The sequence below is a fragment of the Vibrio sp. dhg genome (assembly GCF_003443775.1).
GTDB classification, from domain to species: domain Bacteria; phylum Pseudomonadota; class Gammaproteobacteria; order Enterobacterales; family Vibrionaceae; genus Vibrio; species Vibrio natriegens.
Genome location: NZ_CP028943.1, coordinates 1,024,273 through 1,039,577, shown reverse-complemented (window position 1 = coordinate 1,039,577; position 15,305 = coordinate 1,024,273). Strand labels below are relative to the sequence as shown.

The window sequence follows — 15,305 nt, the reverse complement described above, 5'->3', positions numbered from 1 at the left end:
ACTTCAGAGCAATTTTCTCAATCTTTCTCCAAGGCTAACGATGAATCACTAACATTGGCCACCTGATGCCAAACATTTGATTTATCAATACTGAACACACCACACAATCCTGCCATTTATGCAAGAGTGATAAATATGCCACTTTTACAATAAATTCATAATTGTTAAGCAAAATTGCAAATCCCCGACTAGGCTTAAGTAGAGAAAGGCTGTGATTGAATGATTCAAATCCACCGCTCACCGTTGTGATGATAAATCTGTACTTAAAGCAAAGTCTTTGGTGTCGCATAACTTACGTCCTGTACAAACCAAATCAGAGGTCAGTACGTATACATTCAGACAACCAAGAGCATGACAACAGGTGAGTAAGCCTTCATCAACGTTCGTCGGTAGACTGACTATTAAAGGGGAAAGCGACATGAGTATTTTCGACCACTATCAATCCAGATATGAAGCTTCTAAAGATGAAGAGATGTCGTTACAGGAGTTTCTAGCCCTGTGTAAGGATGACAAAAGCGCATACGCTAATGCAGCAGAGCGCCTACTGATGGCCATCGGTGAGCCAGAAGTAATCGATACAGCCAAAGATCCACGTCTAAGCCGGATCTTCTCAAACCGCGTTATAGCGCGTTACTCAACATTTAAAGATTTCTATGGCATGGAAGATGCGATAGAACAAATTGTTTCATATCTAAAACATGCTGCTCAAGGTTTAGAAGAACGCAAACAGATTCTTTACCTACTCGGTCCAGTAGGTGGTGGTAAATCATCACTTGCAGAAAAACTGAAAGCATTGATGGAACAAATGCCAATTTATGTGCTTACCGCGAATGGTCAGCGCAGTCCAGTCAATGACCATCCTTTCTGCCTCTTTAAAGCTTCCGAAGATGGCGAAATTCTTAAAAAAGAATACGGTATTGAACAGCGTTACCTACGCTCCATTATGTCTCCTTGGGCAGCCAAACGTCTGCATGAGTTTGGTGGCGACATCACCAAATTTAAAGTCGTCAAAGTCCGCCCTTCGATCCTCGACCAAATCGGGGTAGCGAAAACCGAACCAGGCGATGAAAACAACCAAGACATTTCATCACTCGTTGGTAAAGTCGATATTCGTAAACTTGAACATTACTCTCAAGACGATCCAGATGCCTACAGCTACTCTGGCGCGCTATGTAAAGCAAACCAAGGCTTGATGGAATTCGTTGAGATGTTCAAAGCACCGATTAAAGTACTTCACCCGCTACTAACTGCGACTCAGGAAGGTAACTTTAACGGCACGGAAGGCCTGTCTGCGATCCCATTCGATGGCATGATCTTAGCGCACTCGAACGAATCAGAATGGCAAACGTTCCGTAACAACAAAAACAACGAAGCATTCCTTGACCGTGTGTACATTGTGAAAGTGCCGTACTGTCTACGTGTTTCTGAAGAAGTGAAAATTTACCAAAAACTTCTCGAAAACAGTGAACTGTCACAAGCACCATGTTCACCAAGCACGTTAGAAACGTTGGCGCAATTCAGTATTCTTTCACGCCTGAAAGAGCCTGAAAACTCGTCCATCTTCTCAAAAATGCGGGTATACGACGGTGAAACCCTGAAAGACACCGATCCGAAAGCGAAAAGCTATCAGGAATATCGTGACTACGCCGGGGTTGATGAAGGCATGAACGGCCTGTCCACTCGTTTCGCGTTTAAGATTCTGTCGCGTGTATTTAACTTCGACCAAACCGAAGTAGCCGCGAACCCAGTTCATCTGTTCTACGTCATTGAGCAACAAGTAGAACGTGAACAGTTCCCAACTGAAACGGCAGAGAAATACCTCGAGTTTTTGAAAGGATACCTCGTACCTCGCTACGTCGAGTTCATTGGTAAAGAAATTCAGACCGCATACCTAGAGTCATACTCTGAGTATGGTCAGAACATCTTTGACCGTTACGTGACTTATGCAGACTTCTGGATTCAAGACCAAGAGTACCGCGATCCAGAAACCGGCCAGCTATTTGACCGCGCTTCACTCAACTTAGAGCTAGAGAAGATCGAGAAAACAGCTGGTATTAGTAATCCGAAAGATTTCCGAAACGAAATCGTCAACTTTGTGCTTCGTGCGAAAGCCACTAACAATGGTCAGAACCCGGTTTGGACCAGCTACGAAAAATTGCGCACAGTTATCGAGAAGAAAATGTTCTCCAACACTGAAGAACTTCTTCCGGTTATCTCATTTAATGCGAAAACCTCTTCTGAAGATCAGAGGAAGCATGACGACTTTGTCGCTCGCATGATGGAAAAAGGCTATACCGAGAAACAGGTTCGCCTACTTTCTGAGTGGTACCTACGAGTACGTAAGTCATCCTAACCAAATGTTGAGTTAGGTCGCTTGTGTGAAACATGAAGAGGGCTATTTCATGGCGCAATTTATAGACCGAAGGCTCAATGGCAAGAACAAGAGCGCTGTTAACAGACAGCGCTTCTTGAAGCGCCATAGAGAGCAAATCAAGGAGTCGGTGGCAGACGCAGTGAATCGACGCTCGATCACGAATACGGAAACGGGCGAAGACGTATCGATACCGCATAAAGACATAACCGAACCGATTTTTCATCAAGGTCAAGGTGGGCTACGTGAGCGTGTCCATCCAGGTAACGATCAGTTCATTACTGGTGACAAAATCGAGCGTCCAAAATCAGGAGGCCAAGGCAGTGGCTCTGGCGAAGGTAATGCAAGTCCGGACGGCGAAGGTCAGGATGAGTTTGTATTCCAAATTTCGAAAGACGAATACCTGGATATTCTTTTCGAAGATCTCGAGCTACCGAATTTAGAGAAAAACCAAATCGCAAAAATTACCGAGTGGAAAACACATCGTGCTGGCTTCCAGACTGCGGGTATCCCCTCTAACATTGCCGTTGTGCGTTCACTCCAACAATCTCTGGCTCGAAGAACGGCCATGACAGCAGGTAAAAAGCGACTTCTCAAAGAACTTGAGGATGAGCTATCACGTATTAAAAATATGGAGCCTGCTCAACCGTTTGAAGAGACCCGTTTAAAGAGGGAAATAACCGAACTGCGTAAGAAAATCGACAGTGTTCCGTTCATTGATACATTCGACTTACGTTTCAAAAACTACGAGAAACGCCCGGTACCATCCAGCCAGGCAGTCATGTTCTGCTTAATGGACGTATCAGGCTCAATGGATCAAGCGACCAAGGATATCGCAAAACGATTCTACGTACTGCTTTACCTATTCCTAACTCGTACCTATGAAAACGTGGAAGTGGTGTTTATTCGCCATCATACACAGGCAAAAGAAGTGGATGAGCACGAGTTTTTCTACTCTCAGGAAACCGGGGGTACCATCGTATCCAGCGCTCTAAAACTCATGGATGAGATAATCAAAGCTCGTTACCCTGTCGGACAGTGGAACATTTATGCAGCCCAAGCATCCGATGGCGACAACTGGGCGGATGACTCACCGAGATGCCGTGACTTATTAGTGGATAAGTTACTGCCTAACTGTCAGTACTACTCATATATTGAGATCACACGTCGTTCTCACCAAACTTTGTGGCATGAGTATGAAAAACTCACCGAAGAGTTTCCTAACTTTGCAATGAAAAATATTCGCTCTGTTGAGGATATCTTCCCTGTCTTCCGTGAACTATTCCACAAAGAAACGGCGTAAGGAGGCTAGCGATGAGTACCGCAACGAAAAACCTCTCTGGTAAAGCTCCAAAAAAGCGCAGTAGCAAGTTGCTACCTGATGGTCCCGACTGGACCTTTGAATTGCTGGAGCGATACCACAAAGAGATAAAACGTGTCGCTGAGCACTATCGCCTCGACACTTACCCAAACCAAATTGAGGTCATCACGTCAGAACAAATGATGGATGCATACTCAAGTATTGGGATGCCGATCAACTACAACCACTGGTCGTTCGGTAAGAAATTCATTCAGACAGAGCAAAACTACAAACACGGCCAAATGGGCTTGGCGTACGAGATAGTCATCAACTCCAACCCTTGTATCGCCTACCTAATGGAAGAGAATACCGTGACTATGCAGGCACTGGTAATGGCGCACGCCTGCTATGGACACAATTCTTTCTTTAAAGGTAACTACCTGTTCCAGACTTGGACAGACGCAAGCTCTATCATTGACTATTTATTGTTCGCAAAAAAATACCTGGCAGAGTGTGAAGAGCGCTATGGTGTTCTGGAAGTTGAAAAACTTCTCGATTCTTGTCATGCATTGATGAACTTCGGGGTCGACAGATACAAACGTCCAGAAAAAATCTCCATTACGGAAGAGAAAGCGCGTCAAGAAGAGCGTGAGGCGTACCTGCAATCACAAATTAATGATCTGTGGCGAACCGTGCCTAGGTCGAAAACCAAAGAAGAGGACATCGTAGAGCGCTTCCCAAGTGAACCACAGGAAAACTTACTGTATTTCTTTGAGAAACATGCACCGCTACTCGAGCCATGGCAGCGTGAAGTCATCCGTATTGTGCGTAAGATAAGCCAATACTTCTACCCACAAAAGCAAACTCAGGTGATGAACGAAGGTTGGGCAACGTTCTGGCATTACACCATTCTTAACCATCTTTACGACGAAGGTTTGGTGTCTGAAAAGTTCATCCTAGAGTTCTTACACAGTCACACCAGCGTAGTAGCGCAGCCTGCGTATAACAGCCCTTACTTTAGCGGCATTAACCCTTACGCGCTCGGCTTTGCCATGTTCCGCGATATCAAACGCATCTGTGAAGAGCCAACTGATGAAGATAAGGAATGGTTCCCAGATTTAGCGGGTACCGACTGGCTAGACGCAGTGCACTTTGCAATGCATAACTTCAAAGATGAAAGTTTTATCAGCCAATACCTGTCACCTAAATTGATACGTGACTTTAAACTGTTCGCTATCAAAGATGATGACCATAAAAACTTCATCGAAATATCGGCGATTCACGATGAGAGCGGTTATAAGAGCATCAGAGAAAAGCTCGCAGCGCAATATAACCTATCGAACCTTGAGCCTAATATTCAGGTCTTTAATGTTGATGTCCGTGGTGACCGTTCATTAACACTTCAATATGTTCCTCACAATCGCATCCCATTGGATGACAGTTATGAAGAAGTATTGAAGCACGTATATCGTATATGGGGATTTGACGTTGTACTCCAAGAAGTGAAAGATACAGGTCATAGAGAAACGCTGGCAACGTGCCCTAAGCGTAACCAATACGACAACAACATCTGATACCGATTCCTTTAACCCCTAAGCAATACCTCAAAAGCAAAAGGCTCCAAGATTGGAGCCTTTTTATTACAGTGAAACAGCAAAGGTTACTTAGCTTCGTTAGCGACTATCGCTCTTACGGCGTCTAAGTCTGCTTGAGTGTCAACACCTGCTGCTGGAGCTTCCTTCGCTACCGCAACATGAATTTTTTCGCCATACCAAAGTACGCGAAGCTGCTCAAGACATTCAATTTGCTCTAGCGCACTTGGTGCCCAGTTGATGTAAGTATTAATGAAACCTGCGCGGTAAGCATAAATACCAATGTGGCGCATCAACGGATTAGCAATGGTTTTATCTTGCTTGGCAAAATTGTCACGATCCCATGGAATCGTTGCTCGGCTAAAGTACATGGCATAGCCGCGCGAGTCCGCCACCACTTTTACCGCATTTGGGTTGAAGACTTCATCTTCGGAGTCAATTTCTACCGCAAGCGTTGCCATTGGAGCATCACAAGCTGCGAGATTATCAGCAACTTGACGAATGATTGATGGTGGGATTAATGGCTCATCACCTTGCACATTAACAATGATGTGATCAGCAGGGATCGCCATTTTCTCAACCACTTCAGCCAAACGCTCAGTGCCCGATTCATGGTTTGGTGACGTCATGCAGACTTTTCCACCAAACTGCTCTACCGCAGAAGAAACACGTTCGTCATCGGTTGCAATAATGACATCTTCAGCACCGGCTTGCATGGCTTGTTCGTAAACCCACTGAACCATCGGTTTACCACCAATATCAGCCAACGGTTTGCCCGGTAAGCGACTAGAAGAATAACGAGCGGGAATAACGACTGTAAAAGACATTAACGCCCCTCATCCATGCTCATGGTTCTTGCTTCCGGCTCAAGCAGAACAGGAATGCCTTCTTTAATCGGATAAGCAAGACGATCCACTTTGCAGATCAGCTCTTGATTATCTTTATCGTACGTCAGCTTACCTTTACACACAGGGCAAGCTACAATCTCAAGCAGACGATGATCCATAAGTCGCTTTAACCTCTTTTATTCTATTTAAAATTCGCTCTGCATCGCTTGTTGCAAACTGAGCAGATACAGGCAGATACCACCAATTATCTTGTGCGTATTCACGACACTTGACGGCGTCTTTCTCGGTCATGATCACATTGGATCCTTGTTGAGCCAATGTTTCTAATTCTTGCTGGTCAAAGTCTTGATGGTCTGCAAACCCTTTGGTGACTTTGACGTCGGCATTCAGCATATCCAGTGTACGAAAAAATCGCGGTGGGTGCCCAATGCCTGCAAACGCCACCAGGTCGTTTAACTCTGAGACTTCAACTTGCTGTTTCGTCTTCAGGTTAATCGCCTTCTCCGGAGCCAGTGACATCGCGATTTCACTTTGTTTAGCCTGACCACCATTCGTAATCACGAAATCGACTTCTTTTAGCCTTTCAACACTTTCTCGCAAAGGACCCAAAGGTATCAGACTTTCGTTACCAAAGCGTCGATTGCCGTCAACGATCACCAACTCAATATCTCTCGCCAATGCGTAATGCTGGAGACCATCATCCGTGATCACAATATCAACGCCAGTCGCCAACAGCGCTTTAACCGCATTTGCTCTCACCGGATCAACGGCAACGGGAGCCCCAGTGCGATTATAAATAAGTTTAGGCTCATCACCGCAATGTTTCGCGGGCGTATCGACATCTAAAACGAGTGGATAGTGAGGTGCTTTAGCGCCATAGCCGCGTGAGACAACACCCGGCTTGTAACCTAGCTGTTGTAATTGCTCCACCAGCCAGACCACAACCGGCGTTTTACCATTTCCGCCAGCGGTAATATTACCGACTACGACAACAGGTACAGGGGCTTGATACGCATGTTTGCTCCCTTGCTGGTATTGTTTTCGCTTCGACTGACTGATTGCACCAAATAACAAACTCAGTGGCCACAAAAGCGGCCACAAGAGATATTTTAATGGGTGGTTTTCAAACCAGATTTTTTCAATCACCGCTTAACCGCCAAACTGAATTCGGTGCAATTGCGCATACGCACCGTCTTTTGAGATCAGATCAGCATGGTTACCACGCTCGACAATCGCACCATCATCAACAACGAGGATTTCATCAGCTTTTTCAATCGTCGACAGTCGGTGAGCAATCACTAGCACGGTTTTATCTTTTTGCAGCTCATCTAATGCAGCCTGAATCGCACGCTCCGACTCGGTGTCCAGTGCCGAAGTAGCCTCATCCAAAATCAACACTGGCGCATCACGTAGCAATGCACGTGCAATGGCAATACGTTGACGCTGACCACCTGAAAGACTCGCGCCATTTTCACCAATCATGGTATCGAGGCCGTGCTCCATTTTGCTGACAAACTCCATCGCATGTGCGAGCTCAGCCGCTCTTTCGATATCACTGCGCTGGAAGTTATCTTCGGTTGCGTAAGCAATGTTGTTTGCGATCGTATCGTTAAACAAGTGAACATTCTGGGAAACCAAAGCAAACTGTTCACGCAGGTTTCTCAGCTCGTATTCGCGGATATCGTGGCCATCAAGCTCAATCACACCGCTGTCCACATCGTAAAAACGGTTGAATAAGTTCGCGATGGTACTCTTACCAGACCCCGAACGACCGACCAGAGCGACCGTCTTACCCCGAGGAATGTCAAAGCTAACATGTTCAAGTGCTGGCTTTTCTGAACCTTCGTATGTGAAAGTGATGTCTTTTACAGAAATATCACCATTCGCTCGCTCAACCTTGTGCTTACCTTCATTCTTCTCAGGTTCAAGGTCGATAAGAGCAAACAACGTTTGGCTGGCAGCCATACCTCGTTGGAACTGAGAGGTCACGTTAGTCAGTGCTTTAAGTGGGCGCATCAGACCAAACATCGCTGAAAATACTACGGTAAACGTACCAGGAGTCAGTTGCTCTTTAATGGAGTCAATACTCGCCAGATACAGTACCGCTACAATCGCAACGGATGCGATCATCTGGATGATAGGGTTCGCAGCTGCCTGAGCCGTCACCAGTTTCATGCTTTGCTGACGCATTTGGTTGCTGACTTTTTCGAATCGTTGACGTTCGATATCCTGGCCACCATAGCTCAGTACAACTTTATGCCCTTTCAGCATTTGTTCTGCAGAAGCGGTTACGTTACCCATCATGGTTTGCATATTTTTGGAGATCTTTCTAAAGCGTTTAGAGACAACGCCAATCCCCCATGCGACAACCGGCGCTACCGCAAAAAGAACCAATGATAGCTGCCAACTGTTGTAAAACATCAGCGTCAACAGACCAATAATACTCGCCCCTTCACGAACAATACTCACTAAAGCACGGCTCGTTGCAGCGGAGACTTGTTCTGAATCATAAGTGATACGAGACAACAGGTTGCCTGTCTTTTCTTTATCAAAGTAAGACACGGGCATATGCATAAAGTGGTTGAAGACCAGACGTCGTATCTGCATGACGACGTTGCCAGAAACCCAGCTCAAGCAATAATCGGAGACAAATCCACTGGTACCACGAATAAACATCATGGCAAAAATTATCAACGGAAGAGTGCGCAGGAAATCAGACTCAGCGCTGCCAAAACCTTCATCAAGCAAAGGTTTTAGTAAGGAGATCATATAGGTGTCTGAGACAGCATTAATAACTAATGCAATGATAGCAACGATTAGACCAGCTTTATAAAGGCGAATAAATTGCCATAGACGCTTAAACGTCTGCCAAGTCGTTTCATCAGTATTTATCGACATAGAAGTGCTTTATTTTCTTACATTAAGACTCTCATTCTAACCCCTTACGCAGCATCTGCCTATACCAAGGCTCAAATGTATCACTGCGTTTGGTTACAAAATCCCACTTATCTTTCGTTACTCGGATAGTAACTTGTCCACCCTCACCAGTATCAAGCCATAGCGCCCCTGCGTTGAGATACGAGGTCACTACCTTGTCAGCAGGCATTCCCCACTGATTGTTTTTCGCCAGTGATGCTACCGCTAATGTTGGAGAGACTGCATGGATAAAAAGAGGGTTGGAGGAACTTTTGCTACCGTGATGAGGAACGAGCATCACATCACTAGATAATTTTTCAGGCGCACGAAGAAGTATCCACTCGCTAATCGATTCAATATCACCCGTGAACAGCATGGAAAAATCAGATTCTCGGTCTCTGAGTCTAAAGACACACGAGTGAGGGTTGTAGGCTCGAGTGACCATTTGGGGTGGCCAGAGCACTTCGATATCGAGTTGCTGCCACATCCAATTATCACCGCTCACACAAGGTTGATACCCACTAAAATCTTGGCTGCTGCGTTTATGGGTCGGCTTGAGGTGCGTTTCAATCACTTGCCTTCCTCCTGCGTGGTCATTATCCGAATGACTGAGAACCAAGGTATCAACCTCTCTAAATCCTCTGCGATGTAACACGGGTATAATCACCTGCTCCGCAACACTGCCCTCCGGCCAGGATTTTCCAGTGTCGTAAATCAGAGCTTTACCCTCTTTTTCTACCAGAACGGCAAGACCATGACCGACATCGAGAACATCGATTCGCCAACTGGTACTTTTTTGCCCATTCCAACTTGAAATGATGATGGTAATAACGCACAGCAATAACCAACCCTGCCAAAGCAATAACCGCTTCAAAACCAAGAAAGTACAGAGAGAAAACAGTATCCACGTAAGTTCTATCGACAATGGTTGCCACGTACCAAAGGCATACTGAAGAGATTCACTTAACGGCCATAAAGAAAAATCCATCAATTGCCAAACTATTGGCGAGAATGTGGGTAGCAATAAAGAAGTAGATAACGCGATAAACATTAAAGGAACGACGACAAACCCAAACCATGGGATAAACACAAGGTTATAAGCGATGGACGATAAGCTGAAACCAGAGAAAAAATAGCCACTGATAGGTATGACAAATACACTCAAGGCAAGTTGAGTCACAAACAAGGTTCGCAGTTTTCCTCGCCAGCTACTGTTATTGAACCGGACAAAGTTAATGACCAACAGCACCATACCTACAGAGAGGTAAGACAACCAGAAACTCATACTAAAAGATGCGAAAGGCTGAATAAGTAGCTGAAAAGCAACCGCCAGTAGCAACACTCGCCAGGTACTCCAGTGAACCAAACCGTATTTTAAAACAATGTAGATGACACAAACCGATACGGCGCGAGTGGTTGGCAGAGAAAAATCAGCGAGCCAGGCATAACATAGCGCGACGGTTAACCCCGTAATTGAAGGCACCACTTGATAACGCGGTAAAACGGAGCGAACACTTACACCGAGCAAAAAACCAAAGCTAAAAGCCATTCCAATGTGCAGCCCGGAGATAGAGGCCAGGTGCAATAATCCACTGTCTCTCAGCCCTCGCCAGTCATCACCAGAAAGCCAGCTTCTATCAGCAAATACCAGAGCACTGATTAACGGAAAGTGGTCTAGATGGGAGATATCATCCATTACCAGGTTGATTATCGACTGACGTACAGAACGTCCGTTACGAATAATCCAGTGCGCATCACCAGTCACAATCATTCTGGCTAAAATACCACTTCCCATTGCCTGCTTTTCAGCGTCGAAGCCCGCTTCGTTACGTAACCCAATAATGGGCTTTACCTGAGCCGTGGTCGTAAATTCACTGTTAACAGGGATAGGAAAGGTGGTGATAAAACGGACTTTAGGTTTAAGAAAAGGTAACAGACTTTGATCACCCACTTGTTTTATCGTCACGAGTCCTTCATATCCATGACTTATTTGATTAAAAGAGCTGTCAACTTTGCCAGTTATGGTACTATTCTCCCCTACATTAAAAAGGGCTTGTCGCTGATACTCCAATACATTGCCGTGGATGATGACTACCATTAAGCCCAAAATTACGCCTATGCTAATTAAGCCACGACGTAATTTAATTATTGAACCAGTGGTAATTATTCCCAGCAGCAGCCAGCGCCAATCTGGCATTATCGGCCACCATGCCGATGAGACAATGCTTGCGACAAATAACGCCAAGGTGCAACTTTTTTCTGAGAGAGTCATGCAGTCCTATGCCTAGAAAGCTGATAAAACGCTTCATGCCAGATCACGAGTTGATCAAACGTCAAAAAGCATTAAAAGTCTTCGGCAATGTCCTATATAACCCGAACCTTTGGTGCCTTAACCGTCGCTCTGCGTCTGGCGCGTTTGCCGTTGGTCTTTTTATGGCGTTTGTACCGCTTCCTAGCCAAATGATTATGGCGGCAGGTTTAGCCATTTTAATGGGTGTCAACTTACCGCTTTCTGTTGCTCTAGTTTGGGTTAGTAACCCAATTACGATGCCGGTTTTGTTCTACTTCGCCTACAAGATTGGCGCATGGGCTATGCATGTTCCTCCGCAACCATTTCACTTTGAGCTATCGTGGGAATTTATCATGCAGCAAATGCATACTATCGGACCACCATTCCTGCTCGGCTGTATGATATGTGGCGTCGTCTCAGCTATCATCGGCTACTTTGGTATTCGCGGAGTATGGCGCTACTCTGTAGCCCGTAGCTGGAATAAACGTAAAATAAGATAAGTCGTCGGCACAAAAAATTCAGCACTCTGATTAGCTGATGAGGGGCAGATAACTCTTAACCTGAAAAGCAATGTCGCTCGAGTATGTTAACCTGATAGCAAATACACAAAAGGACCGAATTCGGTCCTTTTTGTTTTTTGCCTGCTTTGATTTTACTTCGCACTTAGAACCGCAGCTGGATTTAATTTAGCCGCACGAGAGGCAGGATACCAAGTCGCTAACAAGCTGAGAACAATTGCCGTAATCGACACCAAAGCAACATCCGGCCAATGCAGTTGTGATGGTAAGAAATCAACAAAATAAATGTCACCAGATAAGAAATGATGTCCAATCAGTTGCTCTAATCCTGTGATAAGCGGCGTTAGGTTTAAGGCGACTAAAACACCAATAACGCTGCCGACCAAACTACCCAGCACGCCAGAAAATACGCCTTGCCAGACAAATATTCGCTTGATCAGGCTGTCTTTTGCGCCCATGGTTCTGAGAATTGCAATTTCTGCCGCTCTGTCTTTAACCGCCATCATTAAGGTCGAGACGATATTGAAACAAGCCACTCCTATCACCAGCACCATCACCAGATACATGATCGTCCGTACTAACTGGATATCACGGTAAAGAAAACCAAACTGTTGCTGCCAGCTTTTCAGATAAACATACACATCGATAAGGCCGCCCACTTCACGCACAATTTCCGGTGCGTTAAGGACATCGTTTGTCTTCAGCGAAACACCAGTAACACCATCCCCTAAACGGGCATATTGCTGAGCATCCGCTAATGGCACTAACGCAAGAGAGTGATCAATCTGGCCATTCAAGGTCAAGAAACCTATAACCTGTACACGCACACGCTTTGGTGCCTGAACTTTTGTACCCGTGCCCGTTTGTGGAATCATTAACGTGACATAGTCACCAACTTCAGCATTTAACTCAGTCGCTACACCCCGGCCTAAAATCACCTGCTGCTGACCCGCGTAAAAGTTCTGCCACGCTTCCGGGTCGATAAAATCAGACATATTGGAAACGGCTTGTTCAAATGAAGGCTCTACCCCGCGTACTTCAACCGCTTTGAGTTTACTGCCCTTCTCTGTTAACCCAGTGAAGCGAACATAGGGTGCAGCCGCAACCACATTTTTATGCTTCAACGCTTGGTTCATGGTCTTGGAGTAATTCTGCAGCGGGCCATCAACCCCCTCTAACTCACCATGTGGAATCACCGACAACACTCGCGACTGTAATTCTCGCTCAAAACCATTCATCGCAGACAGGCCAATGATGATGACGACGACACCAACGGCAATGCCAATGGTGGAGGACAAAGAAATGAACGAGACCATCTTGTTACGCTTTTTCGCGCGACTAAAACGGCCACCGATCATTAATGCTAAAGATGAAAACAAAATTAGCCCTCCGCCACAGATGCTTGACTCGTTAAACGATCTACCAGCAAACCGTCTTGCATGTGCATTTGGCGATCCATCTTCGCGGCCAGTTCGTTATCGTGTGTCACCACCAAAAAGGCGATGTTCGATTCTTGGTTTAACTCCCGCATCAGGTCATAGATAGACAGCGCTGTGTTATGGTCCAGATTACCCGTCGGCTCATCAGCCAGCACCAAGTCTGGCTTGTTGACCAGCGCACGCGCAATCGCCACACGTTGACGCTCACCACCAGACAACTCCGATGGACGATGATCGATACGGTGACCTAGACCGACTTTATCCAACAACGCTTGTGCTGCCGCTTTCGCTTCCGGGGCTTTCGTTCCGCCTATTAAAAGTGGCATTGCTACGTTTTCCAACGCCGTAAAGTCAGCCAACAAGTGATGAAACTGGTACACAAAACCGAGGTGCTTGTTTCGCAATGCAGCTTGCTTATTTGAACCGAGTGATGACAAGTTTTGACCTAAAAAGTCCACTTCGCCGTGCGTCGCATCATCAAGCGCACCAAGAATATGTAGCAAAGTGCTTTTACCCGAACCCGATGAACCAACAATAGAAACCAGCTCACCTTTCTCAATATCAAAGCTGACACCTTTAAGCACTTCCGTATCTAACGAACCCTCTCGGTAGACTTTACGAATATCACGACATTCTAATAGCTTATTCATAGCGAAGTGCCTCAGCAGGTTTAACAGAAGATGCTCGGTAAGAAGGGTAAACTGTCGCGGCCAGGCTCAGAGCAATTGCCAATACCACCACTAACAGAATCTGAAATGAATCAATTAAAATTGGCAGACGGCCGCCAAAAGAGAACAACGCGACACCAGCCGCCTCAAGAATCGGATTTAAGTTGAGAGATAACGTCACGCCAGCCAAACCACCAACAATCGCACCAATCACACCACTGCTTGCGCCTTGAACCATAAAGATTGTCATTACTTGAGTTTGCGTCATGCCCTGAGTTTTAAGAATGGCGACTTCGGCTTGTTTTTCCATCACCACCATGATCAGAGCAGAAATAATATTAAACGCTGCAACACCAACGATCAGCCCCAGCATTAAGCCCATCATGTTCTTTTCCATTTTTACTGCCTGAAAAAGTTCACCACGCTGGGCACGCCAGTCGCTCCACTGCCATCCCTCTGGCATTGGTTTATCAGCGAAATCCGTCACCATAAACGGATCAGAGAAAAAGACACGCCAGCCAGACACGGTATCCTGCGGTAATCGCATCAGCTTGGCTGCATCGGTCATATTGACGATCATAAGCTGCCCGTCAACATCGGAACCCGTATTAAAAATGCCAGCAACCGTAAAGTTACGCTGGCTGGGAATACGGCCAATTGGCGTAAACTGCGTCGCGTTTGTCACCATAAGGCGAACTTTGTCGCCGATAGAAACTTTCAGAGAACGGGCAAGGCTATGTCCCAAAAACACTTGGTATTCGCCTGCTTCTAGAGCAGAGAGTCGACCAGCGATTAAGTGGTTAGCGATTGGGTCTCCCTTTTTAGGCTCAATCCCAATCAAATACCCCGCAGTCAATTGTGCGGAGCTTTGAATAACGGCTTCGCCACGAACGACAGGTTCAGGCTTCGCGACCTTTGAAATGTTCTGAATAAATTCAGGTGCTGTTTCAGTCAATGGTGTATTGCCGTCGCTCTGAGAAATCACAGCATGAGGAAGTACACCAAGAATGCGTTCTTTAAGCTGCGCTTCGAAACCATTCATTACGGACAGAACGGTCACCAACGCCATCACTCCGATTGTGATGCCTGCGGTCGACATATAGGAAACAAATCGGCTAAACCTATCTCCGGAGCGACCCCGAAGATATCTCAAACCAATAAATAATGAGATAGGATGATACATATAAGACAAACCAACCGGCTGTTTTGATATAAGACTAAACTTTGTCGGCTATCTTACCTTACTCTTCTGGTGAAAAAGACAAGATAATCGCTAAATTTGTCAACGACATGCAATAAGTCCGCATTTAAAGCAAAAAGTTCAAGCCAAAAAACCGGTAAACTTGATAACTTCATTCAGTTA

The 15,305-nt window shown here is 45.7% G+C and carries 12 protein-coding genes; 4 read left to right on the top strand and 8 right to left on the bottom strand.

Annotated features, from left to right (window positions below; all coding sequences use genetic code 11):
* Window positions 1-418 precede the first annotated feature (418 nt).
* From DBX26_RS04865 to DBX26_RS04855, 3 genes are read left to right on the top strand one after another with little or no spacing between them, the layout of a single operon-like run.
* Window positions 419-2,353, top strand: coding sequence for a PrkA family serine protein kinase (locus tag DBX26_RS04865; protein ID WP_014231294.1), 1,935 nt, complete (start codon window positions 419-421; stop codon window positions 2,351-2,353).
* A gap of 49 nt (window positions 2,354-2,402) precedes the next feature.
* Window positions 2,403-3,674, top strand: coding sequence for a YeaH/YhbH family protein (locus DBX26_RS04860; protein WP_014231293.1), 1,272 nt, complete (start codon window positions 2,403-2,405; stop codon window positions 3,672-3,674).
* Window positions 3,675-3,685: 11 nt separating this feature from the next.
* A complete protein-coding gene (locus DBX26_RS04855) occupies window positions 3,686-5,245 on the top strand; it encodes a SpoVR family protein (RefSeq protein ID WP_014231292.1) in 1,560 nt (519 codons plus the stop codon).
* 86 nt (window positions 5,246-5,331) lie between these two features.
* Here DBX26_RS04855 and kdsB read toward each other — a convergent pair whose 3' ends face one another.
* From kdsB to DBX26_RS04830, 5 genes are read right to left on the bottom strand one after another with little or no spacing between them, the layout of a single operon-like run.
* The gene (gene kdsB, locus DBX26_RS04850; protein ID WP_014231291.1) at window positions 5,332-6,090 is read right to left on the bottom strand and encodes a 3-deoxy-manno-octulosonate cytidylyltransferase; all 759 of its coding nucleotides are present in this window, start codon (window positions 6,088-6,090) and stop codon (window positions 5,332-5,334) included.
* Window positions 6,090-6,269, bottom strand: coding sequence for a Trm112 family protein (locus tag DBX26_RS04845; protein ID WP_014231290.1), 180 nt, complete (start codon window positions 6,267-6,269; stop codon window positions 6,090-6,092). Before DBX26_RS04845 ends, kdsB begins: the two co-directional genes overlap by 1 nt.
* The gene (lpxK, locus tag DBX26_RS04840) at window positions 6,250-7,257 is read right to left on the bottom strand and encodes a tetraacyldisaccharide 4'-kinase (protein ID WP_118118048.1); all 1,008 of its coding nucleotides are present in this window, start codon (window positions 7,255-7,257) and stop codon (window positions 6,250-6,252) included. The genes DBX26_RS04845 and lpxK overlap by 20 nt, the downstream gene beginning before the upstream one ends.
* 3 nt (window positions 7,258-7,260) lie before the next feature.
* The gene (gene msbA, locus DBX26_RS04835; protein WP_014231288.1) at window positions 7,261-9,009 is read right to left on the bottom strand and encodes a lipid A ABC transporter ATP-binding protein/permease MsbA; all 1,749 of its coding nucleotides are present in this window, start codon (window positions 9,007-9,009) and stop codon (window positions 7,261-7,263) included.
* Between the two features lie 31 nt (window positions 9,010-9,040).
* Entirely contained in the window at window positions 9,041-11,299 is a 2,259-nt protein-coding gene (locus DBX26_RS04830; protein ID WP_162889665.1) for a DNA internalization-related competence protein ComEC/Rec2, read from the bottom strand.
* An 8-nt stretch (window positions 11,300-11,307) separates the two neighbouring features.
* Here DBX26_RS04830 and DBX26_RS04825 point away from each other — a divergent pair, with 8 nt between their 5' ends.
* The gene (locus DBX26_RS04825; protein WP_118118044.1) at window positions 11,308-11,817 is read left to right on the top strand and encodes a DUF2062 domain-containing protein; all 510 of its coding nucleotides are present in this window, start codon (window positions 11,308-11,310) and stop codon (window positions 11,815-11,817) included.
* A gap of 152 nt (window positions 11,818-11,969) precedes the next feature.
* Here DBX26_RS04825 and lolE read toward each other — a convergent pair whose 3' ends face one another.
* From lolE to lolC, 3 genes are read right to left on the bottom strand one after another with little or no spacing between them, the layout of a single operon-like run.
* Entirely contained in the window at window positions 11,970-13,214 is a 1,245-nt protein-coding gene (lolE, locus tag DBX26_RS04820; protein ID WP_118118042.1) for a lipoprotein-releasing ABC transporter permease subunit LolE, read from the bottom strand.
* A gap of 2 nt (window positions 13,215-13,216) precedes the next feature.
* Window positions 13,217-13,924, bottom strand: a complete 708-nt coding sequence (gene lolD / locus DBX26_RS04815) for a lipoprotein-releasing ABC transporter ATP-binding protein LolD (protein WP_020332845.1) — start codon at window positions 13,922-13,924, stop codon at window positions 13,217-13,219.
* On the bottom strand, window positions 13,917-15,125 hold the full coding sequence (lolC, locus tag DBX26_RS04810; protein WP_065296581.1) for a lipoprotein-releasing ABC transporter permease subunit LolC: 1,209 nt from the start codon (window positions 15,123-15,125) through the stop codon (window positions 13,917-13,919). The genes lolD and lolC overlap by 8 nt, the downstream gene beginning before the upstream one ends.
* Window positions 15,126-15,305: the final 180 nt, after the last annotated feature.

Bases quoted from the DNA above. Each gene is read 5' to 3' on its own strand.
- DBX26_RS04865 (WP_014231294.1), top strand. From the start codon at position 419: ATGAGTATTTTCGACCACTATCAATCCAGATATGAAGCTTCTAAAGAT.
- DBX26_RS04860 (WP_014231293.1), top strand. From the start codon at position 2,403: ATGGCGCAATTTATAGACCGAAGGCTCAATGGCAAGAACAAGAGCGCT.
- DBX26_RS04855 (WP_014231292.1), top strand. From the start codon at position 3,686: ATGAGTACCGCAACGAAAAACCTCTCTGGTAAAGCTCCAAAAAAGCGC.
- kdsB (WP_014231291.1), bottom strand. From the start codon at position 6,090: ATGTCTTTTACAGTCGTTATTCCCGCTCGTTATTCTTCTAGTCGCTTA.
- DBX26_RS04845 (WP_014231290.1), bottom strand. From the start codon at position 6,269: ATGGATCATCGTCTGCTTGAGATTGTAGCTTGCCCTGTGTGTAAAGGT.
- msbA (WP_014231288.1), bottom strand. From the start codon at position 9,009: ATGTCGATAAATACTGATGAAACGACTTGGCAGACGTTTAAGCGTCTA.
- DBX26_RS04830 (WP_162889665.1), bottom strand. From the start codon at position 11,299: ATGACTCTCTCAGAAAAAAGTTGCACCTTGGCGTTATTTGTCGCAAGC.
- DBX26_RS04825 (WP_118118044.1), top strand. From the start codon at position 11,308: ATGCCTAGAAAGCTGATAAAACGCTTCATGCCAGATCACGAGTTGATC.
- lolD (WP_020332845.1), bottom strand. From the start codon at position 13,924: ATGAATAAGCTATTAGAATGTCGTGATATTCGTAAAGTCTACCGAGAG.
- lolC (WP_065296581.1), bottom strand. From the start codon at position 15,125: ATGTATCATCCTATCTCATTATTTATTGGTTTGAGATATCTTCGGGGT.